General features: G+C 73.4%; 14 protein-coding genes, 1 tRNA gene and 1 pseudogene. 13 read left to right on the top strand and 3 right to left on the bottom strand.

Annotated elements, in window-relative coordinates; all coding sequences use genetic code 11:
- The 3 genes from EBN88_RS22685 to EBN88_RS22695 form a co-directional block, all read left to right on the top strand.
- Positions 1–1,222: glutamate-5-semialdehyde dehydrogenase (locus EBN88_RS22685; protein WP_122185768.1), on the top strand; the 1,222-nt coding region annotated here is incomplete at its 5' end.
- A 50-nt stretch (positions 1,223–1,272) separates the two neighbouring features.
- The gene (locus EBN88_RS22690; protein WP_122185769.1) at positions 1,273–2,142 is read left to right on the top strand and encodes an SCO2584 family spore wall biosynthesis protein; all 870 of its coding nucleotides are present in this window, start codon (positions 1,273–1,275) and stop codon (positions 2,140–2,142) included.
- A gap of 134 nt (positions 2,143–2,276) precedes the next feature.
- Complete coding sequence (locus EBN88_RS22695) at positions 2,277–3,353, top strand: SCO2583 family membrane protein (protein ID WP_147472809.1); 1,077 nt, start codon at positions 2,277–2,279, stop codon at positions 3,351–3,353.
- A gap of 61 nt (positions 3,354–3,414) precedes the next feature.
- Here EBN88_RS22695 and EBN88_RS22700 read toward each other — a convergent pair whose 3' ends face one another.
- Positions 3,415–4,608, bottom strand: coding sequence for a M48 family metallopeptidase (locus EBN88_RS22700; protein WP_122185771.1), 1,194 nt, complete (start codon positions 4,606–4,608; stop codon positions 3,415–3,417).
- 137 nt (positions 4,609–4,745) lie between these two features.
- Here EBN88_RS22700 and EBN88_RS30735 point away from each other — a divergent pair, with 137 nt between their 5' ends.
- From EBN88_RS30735 to EBN88_RS22725, 6 genes and pseudogenes are all read left to right on the top strand, one after another.
- Positions 4,746–4,919 carry a hypothetical protein gene (locus EBN88_RS30735; RefSeq protein WP_158621489.1) on the top strand — a complete coding sequence of 58 codons (174 nt, stop codon included), beginning with the start codon at positions 4,746–4,748 and terminating at the stop codon, positions 4,917–4,919.
- A 10-nt stretch (positions 4,920–4,929) separates the two neighbouring features.
- Complete coding sequence (gene nadD, locus EBN88_RS22705) at positions 4,930–5,553, top strand: nicotinate-nucleotide adenylyltransferase (RefSeq protein WP_122185772.1); 624 nt, start codon at positions 4,930–4,932, stop codon at positions 5,551–5,553.
- Positions 5,554–5,574: 21 nt separating this feature from the next.
- Entirely contained in the window at positions 5,575–7,506 is a 1,932-nt protein-coding gene (locus EBN88_RS22710; RefSeq protein WP_122185773.1) for an LCP family protein, read from the top strand.
- A 92-nt stretch (positions 7,507–7,598) separates the two neighbouring features.
- Entirely contained in the window at positions 7,599–8,045 is a 447-nt protein-coding gene (gene rsfS / locus EBN88_RS22715) for a ribosome silencing factor (protein WP_122185774.1), read from the top strand.
- Between the two features lie 20 nt (positions 8,046–8,065).
- The gene (locus tag EBN88_RS22720; protein ID WP_199742450.1) at positions 8,066–8,686 is read left to right on the top strand and encodes a histidine phosphatase family protein; all 621 of its coding nucleotides are present in this window, start codon (positions 8,066–8,068) and stop codon (positions 8,684–8,686) included.
- A gap of 175 nt (positions 8,687–8,861) precedes the next feature.
- Positions 8,862–9,786: pseudogene (locus EBN88_RS22725) on the top strand (MerR family transcriptional regulator).
- A gap of 15 nt (positions 9,787–9,801) precedes the next feature.
- On the opposite strand, the gene EBN88_RS22730 reads toward EBN88_RS22725, so the two are convergent.
- On the bottom strand, positions 9,802–10,677 hold the full coding sequence (locus EBN88_RS22730) for a helix-turn-helix transcriptional regulator (RefSeq protein WP_122185776.1): 876 nt from the start codon (positions 10,675–10,677) through the stop codon (positions 9,802–9,804).
- Between the two features lie 110 nt (positions 10,678–10,787).
- On the opposite strand from EBN88_RS22730, the gene EBN88_RS22735 reads away from it, so the two are divergent.
- From EBN88_RS22735 to EBN88_RS22745, 3 genes are all read left to right on the top strand, one after another.
- Positions 10,788–12,251, top strand: a complete 1,464-nt coding sequence (locus tag EBN88_RS22735) for an MFS transporter (protein ID WP_122185777.1) — start codon at positions 10,788–10,790, stop codon at positions 12,249–12,251.
- 222 nt (positions 12,252–12,473) lie between these two features.
- A complete protein-coding gene (locus EBN88_RS22740) occupies positions 12,474–12,707 on the top strand; it encodes a hypothetical protein (RefSeq protein WP_049575784.1) in 234 nt (77 codons plus the stop codon).
- 124 nt (positions 12,708–12,831) lie between these two features.
- Positions 12,832–12,904: transfer RNA gene (locus EBN88_RS22745), tRNA-Ala, on the top strand.
- Between the two features lie 101 nt (positions 12,905–13,005).
- On the opposite strand, the gene EBN88_RS22750 is transcribed toward EBN88_RS22745, so the two are convergent.
- Positions 13,006–13,485, bottom strand: coding sequence for a CGNR zinc finger domain-containing protein (locus EBN88_RS22750; protein WP_233580857.1), 480 nt, complete (start codon positions 13,483–13,485; stop codon positions 13,006–13,008).
- Positions 13,486–13,688: 203 nt separating this feature from the next.
- On the opposite strand from EBN88_RS22750, the gene EBN88_RS22755 reads away from it, so the two are divergent.
- On the top strand, positions 13,689–14,186 hold the full coding sequence (locus EBN88_RS22755) for a TIGR02611 family protein (RefSeq protein WP_122185779.1): 498 nt from the start codon (positions 13,689–13,691) through the stop codon (positions 14,184–14,186).
- Positions 14,187–14,304 lie beyond the last annotated feature (118 nt).

The raw sequence follows: 14,304 nt of genomic DNA on the forward strand, positions 1-14,304 counted from the left end.
GGCGGCGGCCGACCTCGCGCCGCTGCCGCGCACCGCGCGGGACGCGGCGCTGGCCGCCGTCGCCGACGCGCTGGAGGCCAGGGCGGCCGAGGTGATCGAGGCCAACGCCGAGGACGTCGCGCGCGCCAGGGCCAACGGCACCCCGGACGCCATCGTGGACCGGCTGACCCTCACCGAGCAGCGGATCGCCGCGATCGCCGCCGACGTGCGGGACGTGATCGCGCTGCCCGACCCGGTGGGCGAGGTGGTGCGCGGCTCCACGCTCCCCAACGGTCTCGAACTCCGCCAGGTCCGCGTCCCGTTGGGCGTGGTCGGCATCATCTACGAGGCTCGGCCCAACGTCACGGTCGACGCGGCGGCGCTCTGCCTGAAGTCGGGCAACGCGGTGCTGCTGCGCGGCTCGTCCTCCGCCTACGCGTCCAACACGGCGCTGGTGTCCGTCCTGCGGGACGCCGTGGTCGGCGCCGGGCTGCCGGCGGACGCGGTGCAGCTGGTGCCGGGCGAGAGCCGGGAGTCGGTGCGTGAGCTGATGACCGCGCGCGGCCTGGTGGACGTGCTGATCCCGCGCGGCGGCGCCTCGTTGATCCAGACCGTGGTCGCCGAGTCCTCGGTCCCGGTGATCGAGACCGGCACGGGCAACTGCCACGTCTATGTGGACGCGGCGGCCGACCTGGAGATGGCCGTGGAGATCCTGGTCAACTCCAAGGCCCAGCGGCCCAGCGTGTGCAACGCGGCCGAGACGGTGCTGGTGCACGAGGCGATCGCCGACCGCTTCCTGCCGAGGGCGCTGGCCGCGCTGACCTCGGCCGGGGTGACGGTGCACGGCGACGAGTCCTGGCGGAAGGCCGGCGCCGAGGCGGGCGTCGAGGTGCCGGCGGCCACCGACGAGGACTGGGCGGTCGAGTACCTCAGCTACGACATCGCCGCCGCCGTGGTGCCGGACCTGGACGCGGCCGTCGCGCACATCCGCCGCTGGACCTCCGGGCACACGGAGGCGATCGTCACCTCGGACACGGCGGCGGCCCGCCGCTTCGTCTCCCGGATGGACTCGGCCGCCGTGATGGTCAACGCCTCGACCCGCTTCACCGACGGCGGCCAGTTCGGCTTCGGCGCCGAGATCGGCATCTCCACGCAGAAGTTGCACGCCCGTGGCCCGATGGGGCTGCCGGAGCTGACCTCGACCACCTATGTGGTGACGGGAGATGGTCACACCCGGGGGTGAATTCCCGTCGGGCCTCCCTAAGCCGCGCTCTTCCGCCTACGCTGGGAGGCGTGCCGGACGACGTGGGAGGCCCGCCGTTCCCGGACGGCGAGGGGCCCGACAGCCAGGACTCGGGCGCGGCGGACGAGGACTTCCCCGCCGTGGTGCTCGACGAGGACTTCGTGTCCGCTGCCCAGATCCACGAGCCCAGCGCGGCGGAACGGGCCCGCACGGCCGCCGCCGGCCGGGGCGAGTCGGAGGGCCCGGCGTTCTACCGGGACCCGGACCTCGACCCGGGCGGCCTCGGCGGCCGCGCCCTGGGCGGCCGGTTCGACGAGGCGGACCCGGACGAGACGGACCTGGACGGGGTCGATCTGGACGAGGTCGACCGCCGCGATTCCCTGGGCCGGCTGGACGCGTTGGGCGGTCCCGACCGGCTGGACGGCCCGCGCGACCTCGACGGTCTGGACGGGGCGCACGGTCTGGATGGTCTGGACGGCTTGGACGATCCCGACGACGCGGACGACGAGGGGCGGTTCGACCGCTCCGACTACACCCGCTATCTCACCGAACCCGTGGAGATCTGGGAGCCGTTCGAGCCGCCCGAGCGGTCCGAGCGGTCCGGGTCCTCGGGCGCCGGCGCGCGGCGGACCCGGCCGGGCGCCGGGGCGTTCGCGCCGGGGGAACGGCGGCCGGCCCGCCGCCCGATGCGCTGGCAGCGCCCGATGGCCTGCCTGTTGGCCATGGTGATGAGCCTCAGCGTCATCGCGCTGACCCTGATAGCGATCCGCGCCAACTCCACCCGCGAGACCCGTGAGCAGCACCCGGCCCCGCCGCCGCCCGCGATCCGCCCGGACGACGGCGCGACCCAGGCCCTCGCCGAGCCGGCCGGCCCGGTGGCCGACCCGGTGCCCGACCCGGCGGTGGACGACGGCCGATGACCGTCGCCGGACGGTCGCACCGGCCGGGCCTCGCGCCCCAACACGCGCCCCTCGCCTCGTTCTTGACCGCCGGACGGGCAAAGTTCCGACGGCGGGGGCTGTTGGCACCCTCACCGGCGACTTAGGCTGGAGGGGTGGCCGGGAGAGCTGACCCTCCCGAAGGAGGCCAGGGTGGCGCTCCGGGAGCGGGGGACGAGGAGTACCGATCGATCGTCTTCGACGACTCGTTCGTCAGTGCTGCCCGCCTCCAGGAGTATTCGGCGGAGCAGCGGCTTGTCGACCACACCGTCGCGGTCCGCGACCGCGAGCCCGAACAGCCCCTGGGCCTTGGCCGCACGGTGCCCAAGCAGGGCCTCGCGCTGGCCATGATCATTCTGCTGGCGTTCGCCGCCGCGATCTATCTGGGCGCCAACAACCCCTACCAGTCCCCGCGTTCGCTGGCCGCCGGCCGGCCGGCCGGTGCCACGGTGGCGCTGGTGCCGGACGGCGAGGTGCCCGGCGAGGTCGACGTCGAGGTGCTCTTCGGCACCGGCCCGGTCCGGGAGTTCGGCGTCGGCTCCGGCGGCCTGGAGCTGCCCGACCCGCGCTCCACCGCGCACTTCTCCCGCGAGCAGGTGCTGACCGCGCTCACCCTCGCCAAGGAGTACCTGACCGCCAGCGCGCTCAACCCGGACGTGCTGGTCGGCGGCTCCCTCGCCGAGGTGCGGCAGCTGCTGGGCGTCGAGCAGCAGGGGCAGTTCGACATGGCGATGGAGGGCGAGGCCGGCCCGTCCTGGGCCACGGACTGGCTGGTGCGCTTCGACCGGGAACGGGTCGAGATGGCCGACCCGCACGTGCGGGTCAGCGGGGTCTTCACGTTCACCGAGGCGACCGAGGACGTGCTGGAGATAGCCGGCCACCACGTCTTCGTCTACGCCCTGCGCTCCCCGGACTCGATGGGCGCGCCCAGCTCGCTCTTCGGGGTGCGGCGCGAGGTGCGGTTCCAGTTCGGCAAGGAGGAGCTGCGGGACCGCAACGTGGTGCTGCGGCAGGTGGACACGCTGGCCGGGCCGATGGCCTGCGAGGCCGACCCGGCCGACGCCTTCGACCCGCTGCTGGCCGGGGAGTCCGCGCCCCAGCGGGTGGTCACCGGCATCGACCCGCTCACCCCGGAGCACGAACGCCCGGTGCTCTGCGCGGCCCTCACCCCGGGCCAGCTCAACACGACCTAGCGTGTCCTTCTCGGGTCTTCGTGGATCAGTGAAGATCCCCGAGGACCCTGGCGGTGGCGTTCTAGCGGCCGCTCCCGCTGCCGCCGTTCCCGTTCTCGCCGCTCCCACCGCTCGACTCGTCGGAGCCGCCCGGCCTGCGGCCCGTCGCGAAGTCCCGCAGCCGGCCGCCGAGATCGCTGGCGCCGCCCGCGACGTCGTTGACCAGCCGCATCAGCGGGTCCTTGCTGGTGCGCACGGTCCGCGCGTAGTGGCCGGCCGACTCGCGCATCGACGCGCTGACCGAGGCGTTGCCGTCCTCGTCCCGGCGCGGGTAGTGGCCGGTCATCAGCCGCTGGTAGTCCCTGGTCCTCGACCAGTCGTGCAGCTCGGCGGCCCGCACGGCGGCGAACGGGTGGGTGCGCGGCAGCACGTTGAGGATCTTCAGCACCGAGTCCCGCAGGTCGCCGCCCGCCTCGTACTCCCTGGCCTGCGCCAGGAACGCCTCGACGTTCATCTCGTGGAGGTGGTTGCCGCCGGCCAGCTTCATCAGGCCGCGCATCGACGCCTCGGGGTCCTGGCCGACCAGCAACCCGGCGCGGTCGGCGGAGAGTTCGGACTTGCGGAACCACTCGCGCAGCGCGGTGACGATCGCCATGATCGCCACGTTCCCCAGCGGAATCCAGGCCACCCGGACGGCCAGGTTGGTCAGGAAGAGCAGCAGCGTGCGGTAGACCGCGTGGCCGGAGAGCGCGTGGCCCACCTCGTGGCCTATGACGGCCCGCATCTCCCGCTCGTCGTCGAGGAGTTCGACCAGCCCGGTGGTCAGCACGATGATCGGCTGGTCGAGCCCGATGCACATCGCGTTGGGCTTGGGGTCCTGCGAGACGTACAGCGGCGGGACCCGTTCCACGTCCAGGATGGCGCAGGCGTCCAGCAGCATCTCGTGGAGATGCGCGAACTGCCGGTCGTCCACCCGCACCGAGTCGGAGAGGAACAGCAGCCGCAGGCTGCGCTCCGGAAGCATTCCGCTCAGGGCCTTGAACACCGTGTCAAAACCGGTCAGTTTGCGAAGCGCCACCAACGCCGAACGGTCGGCCGGGTGTTCGTAGGCGCGCGAGGAGATGCCGGGGAACCGGCGACGCCCGTCGTCGGGCCGCTCCCGGAGCGCCTCGGTCGCCTCGACCCCCGTCTCCCCCCGCTCCGCCGCGTCGCCGCCGCCGTCCGCCCGGTGCGTTCCGTCCGTTCCGTCGGCGTTGTCAGCCGTGTTGTCCGACATGTCGACCCCCTCCGTCGTGATGCGGCCCTGAACCCCACCCTGAACCGCACGGACGGGTGGGGGCAAGAGGCTGCCGCCCCCGCCTCCGCTTACCATGACCCTACGTCCCAGCGTCCCGTTCCCGGATAGGCCGTCGCATGACCCAGTTCACCGCCCTGACCGCCGACAGCTCCGTCGTCGAGACCCTGCTGCCGCTCGCCTCCGAGGAGGGCGCGCACGACAGCCTGAACGCCTACGCCATCGGCGGAGGCGCCCTGGCCGGCCTGCTGTTGCTGCTCTGGATCACCACCCGGCTCAACCGCGACCGCTAGGGTTCGCTCCATGCGAGACCGGATAGCCGACGGCAGGCGGCGCCTGGGGGTGATGGGCGGCACCTTCGACCCCATCCACCACGGGCACCTCGTCGCGGCCAGCGAGGTGGCCGCGCGGTTCGATCTGGACGAGGTGGTCTTCGTCCCGACCGGGCAGCCCTGGCAGAAGGGGCACCGCTCGGTGTCGCCGGCCGAGGACCGCTATCTGATGACGGTCATCGCCACCGCGTCCAACCCGCGGTTCTCGGTCAGCAGGATCGACATCGACCGGGGCGGGAAGACGTACACCATCGACACGCTGCGCGAGTTGCGTGCCGAGTACGAGAACGCCGACCTCTTCTTCATCACCGGGGCGGACGCGCTCGCCCAGATCCTGGGCTGGCGCGACGCCGGCGAACTCTTCTCGCTCGCGCACTTCATCGGCGTGACCAGGCCCGGCCATGTGCTGGCCGACCCGGGCCTGCCGCAGGGCGGCGTCTCGCTGATCGAGGTGCCGGCCCTGGCCATCTCCTCCACGGACTGCCGGGCCCGGGTGGCCCGTGGCGATCCCGTCTGGTATCTGGTGCCGGACGGCGTGGTGCGCTACATCAACAAGCGCGCCCTCTACCGGGACCCGCCGCAACCCACCCGCTGAACGGACCGAAGGGCGGCACTGGTGAACGACCGACAGCAGCCGTACGGGCAGATCTACGGCTATGACGCGTACGGGCGCCCGCTCTACCAGCCCCCGCAGGACCCGAACGGCGACCCGGCCGCCCCCGCAGCCCAGCCCGCCCCCGAGCAGGGGGGCGGCTACGGCGGCGGCTACGGGTATCCGGGCGAGGCGTACCAGGGCGACGGGTACGGCAACGAGGGATACGGCGACGACGGGTACGGGAGCGCCGGATACCAGGGCCAGGGCTACCCGGGGCAGCCGCCGTACCGGGACCAGGGCTACGCGGACCAGGGCTACGCCGGCGCCGACCACCGGGAGCGTGGCTACCCGGGGCAGGAGACCTACGGCGGGCAGCCGGCCGGCTACCAGGGCTGGGACCCGTACGGCACCGACACCGGCGCCCAGTCGCCCGTGCCCCCGGCCCCCGACCCGGCCGGCTACCCCGGCCAGGGCTACGGCTACCCGCAGGACACCAGCCAGGACACCGGGCCCCAGCCGCCCGTCGTCGACCACCTCGCGGACCACCCCGCCGGCCAGCCCGGCTGGGACACCGGGCGGCAGGCCCCCGTGTCGGCCGCGCCGGCGACCGCCGCCGAGCCACCGGCCACCGCCGAGCCACCGGCCACCGCCGAGCCGCGCACGCCGACCGTTCCCGCGCAGCGCCGGCCGTCGCCCGAGGAGGGCTACCAGACCGAGCAGTTCGCCTTCGTCGAGGAGCAGGACGAGGAGTCCGAGGACGTCATCGACTGGCTGAAGTTCAGCGAGAGCCGGACCGAGCGCCGCGAGGAGGCGAAGCGGCGCGGCCGCAACCGGCGTCGGCTGCTGGTCGTCACCCTCGTGCTGGCGCTGCTGGGCGGCGTGGGCTTCCTGTGGTCGACGGACCGGCTGCCGTTCCTGTCCGGCGGCGAGGAGGACGGCGCCGGCGGCCCGGGCGCCGAGGCGCGGGACGTGATCGTGGTCCACCTGTGGCCGGTGGAGTCCGAGGAGACCACCACGGCGCTGCTGGTCGCCAACGAGACCGCCGGCACCGGCACCACGCTGCTGCTGCCCAACGAGCTGTCCGTCACCCCGGACGGCGGCACCACCACGCTGGGGCAGGCCGTCGCCGACGAGTCCGCCGGCTCGGTCAGGGAAGCGCTGGGCGCCCTGCTCGGCGCCGAGATCAAGGGCACCTGGCGGCTGAACACCCCCTCGTTGGCGAACCTGGTCGACCTGGTCAGCGGGATCACCGTGACCACCGACGTCGAGGTGCCGGGCGACGAGGAGGACGAGGGGCCGCTCGTCGAGGCCGGCGAGAACGTTCCGCTCAACGGCCAGGCCGCCGTCGCCTATGCGACCTACCGGGCGGACGACGAGCCCCAGGCCGCGCAGCTGGCCCGCTTCGGCCAGGTGATGGAGGCGGTGCTGGACCGGCTGCCGGCCACCGAGTCCACGGCCGTCACCGCGATGGAGAACCTCCGTCAGATCCACGATCCGTCGCTCTCCGAGCAGGAGTTGGGCGCCAGCCTGGCCACCCTCGCCGGTTACGCGCAGTCCGACGAGTACACGACGACCCCGCTGCCCGTCGAGGAGGACGGCACGATCAGCGACGAGACCGCCGACGGCCTGGTCGACGAGGTGCTGGGCGGCTCCGTCAGCAACGCGCGACCCGGCGGCACGGTCCGCTTCGGGATCAGGGACGCCACCGGCACCGAGGGGCTCGGGGAGGCGGCCAGGATCACGCTGGTCAACGGCGGTATGACGGTGATCGACAACCGCGTCGTGGACGAGCCGGCCGCCGAGTCCAGCGTTCTCTACACGGTTCAGGACCACCGCGAGACCGCCCTCGACGCCGCCAGGACCCTCGGCCTGCCCGAGGAGGCGGTCACGGAGGGCGACGGCCCGGGCACCGCCGATGTGACCATCGTGCTGGGGCAGGACTATGGGCCGTGACTGTCAGTGCGGCATGAGACCCTGGGTTCGGTTCGGGTGGCGACGCTCGGGCCCGATGTGAACGACCCGAATCCGAGGAGACTGCCGCAGCTGTGACCGCCACGGACCGCGCCACCGAGCTGGTCAGGGCCGCCGCCCAGGCCGCCGCCGACAAGCTGGCGCACGACATCATCGCCTATGACGTCAGCGACGTGCTGGCCATCACCGACGCCTTCCTGCTGGCGTCCGCGCCCAACGACCGGCAGGTCAGGGCGATCGTGGACGGCATCGAGGAGGGGCTGCGCGCGCTGGACGCCAAGCCGGTGCGCCGCGAGGGCGAGCGGGACGGCCGCTGGGTCCTCCTAGACTACGTGGACATCGTGGTGCATGTGCAGCACTCCGAGGAGCGCGTCTTCTACGCCCTGGAGCGGCTGTGGAAGGACTGCCCGGAGGTCCCGCTGCCCGAGGACGCGGTGGCGACGCGGGGCCGGGGCGTGGCGGCCGAGGCGGGGGAGCCCGACGCGGGGGAGGCCGAGGCGGCGGGCGGTGAGTCCTTCTGAGCGCCCGGGGCAGCCGGCGGATCGTGCTGTGGCGGCACGGCCAGACGGCGTGGAACCTGGAGTCCCGCTTCCAGGGCACCACCGACATCGAGCTGACGGAGGTCGGGGTCGCCCAGGCCAGGCGGGCGGCGAAGCTGCTCGCGCGGCTCGGCCCCGACGCGGTGCTCTCCTCCGACCTGAAGCGCACCACCGCCACCGCCGCCGAGCTGGCGGCCGTCACCGGACTGCCGGTGACCTACGACGCGGCGCTGCGGGAGTCGTTCGCCGGTGACTGGCAGGGGCTCACGCACGCGGAGATCGAGGCCAGGTTCGGCGACCAGTACGCGGCGTGGAAGCGCGGCGAGCCGGTGCGCCGGGGCGGCGGTGAGCTGGAGACGGAGGTCGCCGACCGGGCGGCCCCGGTCGTCGAGCGCGCGGTGGAGAAGCTCCCGCCCGACGGGCTGCTGGTGGTCGTCAGCCACGGCGGCACCATCCGCACCACCATCGGGCGGCTGCTGGGCCTGGCGCCGGAGAGCTGGGAGGCGCTCGGCTCCGTCTCCAACTGCTGCTGGTCCGTCCTCGGCCAGGGGGTGCGCGGCTGGCGCCTGTTGGAGCACAACGCGGGCTCCCTCCCGGAGCCCGTCATCGGCGACGACGTCTGAGGCGACGACGTCCGAGACGACGTTCGCGTGCCCGCGACCGGACGGTGCACGTGGCCGGACGGTGCACGTGGCCGGGCGGTGCACGTGGCCGGGCGCCGGCGCGCGTTGACGCCCCGCGCTTGACCCTCACGTCACGTGATGCCGCACCGTGGACGCCGTGAAGGAACACCTGACCGTGGGGCGCGTCGCCGAGTTGGCCGGCGTGAGCGTCCGCACCCCGCACCACTACGACGAGATCGGCCTCGCCCGCCCCTCCGCGCGGAGCGCGGCCGGGTACCGGGTCTACTCGGCCGGCGACGTGGAGCTGGCGGCACGGGCGAGGGGCATCCACACGACATCGGAGGAGCAACTGATGGTGTTCGGGGCGCGGTTGTACGAGTCCATCGGGTCCGCCTACCCGGCGACGCGGCGCACCGAGCCGCGCATCGCCGCCCAGGTCCTCGCGGCGCTGGGCGACGCCAGGACCGTGTTGAACGTCGGGGCCGGCACCGGCTCCTACGAGCCACGGGATCGCGACGTCGTCGCCGTGGGGCCGTCGGCGATGACGCTGGCCCTGCGCCCGCAGGACGCGGCCGTGCGTGGCGGCGAGCGCGGAGCGACTGCCGTTCGCCGACGGCTCGTTCGACGCCGCGATGGCGTTCAGCACCCCGCACCACTGGGACGACCCGGTGGCCGGGCTGCGCGAGATGCGGCGGGTGGCCCGGCGCGTGGTGGTGTTCACGCACGACACCAGCGAAGCGGGCTGGCGCCACCGGTTCTGGCTCAGCCGGGACTATCTCCCCGAGGTCGCCGGGCTCGTCGCCGGCCGGCCGCCGGTGGACGAGCTGGCCCGCGCGATCGGGGCGCGGATGGAGCCGGTGCTCGTCCCGTGGGACTGCGCCGACGGCTTCTTCGAGACCTACTGGCGCCGGCCCGCGGCCCATCTGGAGGAGCACGTCCGCCGCGCGGTGTCGGTGTGGAGCCGGATCGGGCCCGAGGCCGAACGGCGGGCCGTCGACGCGCTCGGCGCCGACCTCGCCTCGGGCCGGTGGGCCGAGCGCAACCGTGACCTCGTCGACCTGGAGGCGGCCGAACTCGGCCTGCGCCCGCTGATCGCCTGACGGCGCGTCAGGGCGTCAGGGTGTCGGCTCCCGGGCGCCGGGCGGCGCCGGAATCCGGTCCTCGCCGGCCTGTTCGACCAGCAGACGGGTCTCCTCGTCGTCCGGCAGATAGACCACCATCCGCGTGTCCGGCAACCCGTGGACGCTCAGCGACTCCGAGCGCATCCGCAGGGTGTTGCCCGACAGGTGCCGGAAGTGCTTGACCCTCGGCCCGGGCGGCACCACGTCCCCGCTGGCCCACATCGCGGCGAACTCCGGGCTGACCGCCGCGAGTTCGCGGATGAAGTCCTCCCAGAACGGCTCCCCGATGTGCGCCCCGTAGCCGGAGCGGAACGTCGCCACCATCGTCCTCAGCTCGTCCTCGCGCATCACCACCGGGCACAGCTCGGGCCGGACGGTGAACATCGTCGCCATCACGTTCCGCCCCGTCATGCTCGGCTCGCTGTCCACGCTGAACAGCTCGGCATAGCGGGCGTTGTGTCCCAGCACGTCGAAGCGCTGGTTGTAGACCACGGCGGGCAGCGGGTCCAGCGCGTCCAGGATCAGCTGCACGGAGGGGCCGACCACCTCGATGCCGGCCGCCGTTCCCACCTCGGGCTGGGGCGGCACATCCGCCAGCCGGAACAGGTGCTCGCGTTCGGCCGCGTCCAGCCGCAGGGTCCGGGCGACCGCCCGCAGTACCTGCGGGCTGGCGTTGATCGGCCGGCCCTGCTCCAGCCACGTGTACCAGGTCACCCCGACCCCGGAGAGCTGGGCGACCTCCTCCCGGCGCAGGCCCGGCGTGCGCCGGCGCACGCCGGGCGCCATGCCCACGTCGGCCGGGCTGATGCGCGCGCGCCTGGTCCGCAGAAAGGCCGCCAGTTCCGTTCTGCGCCGGCTTGTCGCCGTCATGGTCGCCACCCCTCCAGCCTCTCCCCGCCTGGCACCGGTTGCCAGGTACTGCCAGTACCAGTATCGACGGGCTCTCGTGACCCGTGGCCGGGCCGGCGCAGGCTCGGGCCATGACCACCACAACCGTCCACGCCGACCGGACCGGGCCGGTGCCGGGGGCGCGCGACGCCTCGGCCGGCCGGCCGGGCTGGCTGCTCGTCACCGTGCTCGCCGGCCAGTTCATGGCTCTGCTCGACGTCTTCATCGTCAATGTCGCCGCCGCCACGCTCCGGGAGGACCTCGGCACGTCCGACGCGCGGCTCCAACTGATCGTCGCCGGCTACACCATCGCCTACGCCGTTCTGCTGGTGACCGGCGCCCGGCTCGGCGGCCGGTTCGGGCCGGGGCGCCTCTACCTGTCGGGGCTGGGGGTCTTCACCGCCGCCTCGCTGGCCTGCGGACTGGCCGCCACGGACGGCCAGTTGCTCGCCTTCCGCGTCCTCCAGGGCGTGGGCGCGGCCGCGATGATGCCGCAGGTGCTGGCCCTGATCCAGCGCACCTTCACCGGCGCGGCCAAGGCCAGGGCGCTGACGCTCTTCGCCGCCGTGATCGCCACCGGCGCCGCCGCCGGGCAGATCCTCGGCGGGGTGCTGATCAACGCCGACCTCTTCGGCTGGGGTTGGCGGCCGGTGTTTCTGGTGAACGTGCCGCTCGGGCTGCTGCTGTTGGGCGTCGGCCTGCGGGCGCTGCCGCTGGGCCGGCCGCGCGCGGCCGACCGCGCCCGGCCGCTGGACCTCGGCGGGCTGGCGCTGCTCGCGGTGGCGGTGCTGCTGTGCACCGTTCCGCTGGTGCTGGGTCAGGAACGCGGCTGGCCGGCCTGGTGCTGGCTGTGCCTGGCGGGCAGCGGTCTCGTGGTGGCGGCGCTGGTCGGCTACGAGGCGCGGCTGGCCGCGCGCGGCGGGGCCCCGTTGGTCGCGCCCCGGGTGCTGCGCGCCACGGGGACGCCGATGATCGCGATCTTCCTGGTGATGGCGCTCAACGGCGCGCTGCTCTTCTCGTTGGCGCTGCATCTCCAGGGGCCGGAGAGCCAGGGGGCGCTCGGCTACGGGGCGCTGCGCACCGGGCTCACGTTCCTGCCGATGGCGATCGGCTTCGGCGCCACCTCGCTGGCCTGGCGCGCGCTGCCGGGCCGGCTGCTGCCGGCGCTGGTGCCCGCCGGGATGCTGCTGGTCGCCGGCGGGATGCTGACCATGGGGCTGCTGTTGAGGGACGGGGGCGACGGCGGGGTGGTGATCCTCGTCGGCTATGCGGTCACCGGGGTCGGGATGGCGCTGGCCTACGGGCCGCCGCTCGCCGAGGCGCTGGCCCGGGTCGCGCCGGCGGACGCGGCGGACGTCTCGGGGGTGACGGCGATGGTGACCCAACTCGGCACGCTGGGCGGCGTCGCGGCCTTCGGCGCGCTCTACCTCGACCGGGCGGCGGCGCGGCTCTCCTCGGCCGAAGGCGTCTGGACGTTGAGCCTCGCGCTGACCGCGACGGCCCTGGTCGGGGCGGTCGCCGGGGTGCGCGGTGCCCGGGCGGCGAGCGGCCGCTGAAGGGCCGGCGACATCCCGCCCAACTCCGGGCGACAACGGCGGTCTCCTGGTCTCGATCCCGTCTCCTCTTGGGGGAGGCGGGATCAAGCGGCTTATCGGAAAGCCCATGACATGGCAGAATCGTGGACACGCCGGGCAGCGGGCGCTCCGGCGAGTGACCCGGCGGCGACGGAGGGGTATGCCTCGTGTGCACGGCCCACAACCGAGGGTGGAGCTGACCGTATGGGTGCACACAGCAGGAAGTGCGACTGGTGCGGTGCCGGCACCCCCATCGTGCGCGATCTGCAACCGGTGAACGTCGCCTACCAGTACTGGTGCGTGGAGTGCGCCCGGGCGCTGATCATCAAGGGCGACCCGATCGAGGTCTACCGCGAGTTGGAGGGCGAACCGATCTACGGTCGCCTCCTCGACGAGCACTGCGCGCTCAAGCGGTTCTACTCCTTCGCGAGCGTCTGACCCGCCCGGGCCGGGGCCGCTGGTGGGCGGGCATACGGATTTGGCAAAGCCCCGGGGTGAGTGTGTAAAGTAGGCACCGCCGCCAGGGAGATCCCCACCGGGGAGAAGCTGGCGGACCAGGCAAGGGGCTATAGCTCAGTTGGTAGAGCGCTTGCATGGCATGCAAGAGGTCAGGAGTTCAATTCTCCTTAGCTCCACAGCAGCCGAAGAGGCCGTCTCCCGTGAGGGAGGCGGCCTCTTGGTGTTGCTGGGTGACTAACCGCGTGACTACGGGCGACCGGGTGGTGGTCAGAGGGCGTCAGGCGGCGGCGCGGGTCTTTCGGCGTTCCCGGTATGCCTTCGCCTTCACGCGGCTGCCGCAGGTGGCCATCGAGCACCACTCGCGGCGGCGCCCACGGGAGTGGTCGAGGTGGACCTGGGTGCACTCGGGCGGTGCGCACTCGCGCAGCAGGCGCGCGCGTTCGCCGCCGACGATCTCGATCGCCTCGCGCGCCAGCTGCGAGAGCGCCTGGCGCGCGCTCCCGTCGCGCGACCAGCCCTCCGGCGTCAGGACGGGCCTCGGCGGCGCCTCGGCCGCCGTGGCGTTGACCGTTCCGATGGCGGTCGGCGACAGCGGCCGCCCGTGCGGCCGCGCCCACACCAGGGCGTAGATCGCCTCCCGCAGCTCGATCGCCGCCGCCAGGTCCCGTTCGTCGGGTGCGGCTCCGGCCGGCAGCAGGCCGCGTCGTTCCGGCGGGCGCGCAGGGTGCCGACGAAGTCGAGGGCGAGGGCGCCACACGGGAAGGCATGGGTCACGTCACCACTCTGGCAGGTGACCTGCCGGCGCTCAACCGGCCGATGTGGCAACCTTCTGTGGCGGACGGGCGTCTGAGCCGGAGGGGGCGTTGGCCTCCACCCGTGCGTCCGTCGTCACGGAGTGATGTCGTCGGGTGAACGACGTTGCCGGTCGCTATCGAGGAGTTGCCCTACGCGATGACCCACATGGATACGCAGAGTCACGGCGAGGGCCCCGGGCCGGGCGGCGCCGTCGCGGGTGGTCCCGGGGGCGTCCCGGCCGGGGTTCCGGCCCAGGCACCGGCCGAGTTGGAGAAGGTGGACGCGGGCGGGAGGCCGTTGGGCTCCCGGGCGCCGGCGTTCGTCAGGAGTCGCCGCACCCTCCATGTCGGTTGGCAGGTCGGCGTGTTCGTCGTCGGCCTGGTGGTCGTCGTGACCGGCGTGATCCTGCTGCCGCTCCCGGGCCCCGGCTGGCTGGTGATATTCGCCGGGATGGCGATCTGGGGCACCGAGTTCGTCTGGGCCCAGCTGGTGTTGCGCTGGACCAGGCGGAAGGTCACGGAGGCGGCGCAGCGGGCCCTCGACCCACGGGTGCGCCGCCGCAACCTCGTGCTCACCACGGTCGCCCTCGTCATCTGCGGCGTGCTGCTGTCGATCTACCTGTGGAAGTTCGGCATCGCGATGCCCTGGAGCATCGACGCCTGACAGTAAGGATGTTCATGGACGTCTCCCGGCGAGGTCTGACCCAACGCCTGACTGACTTCGGGTCTTCAACGGGATCTGTCGGCCTGTGCCGGGAGACGTCCGTACGCATCCACCGGCC

This window comes from Streptomyces triticirhizae (genome assembly GCF_003696235.1).
GTDB classification, from domain to species: domain Bacteria; phylum Actinomycetota; class Actinomycetes; order Streptomycetales; family Streptomycetaceae; genus Streptomyces; species Streptomyces triticirhizae.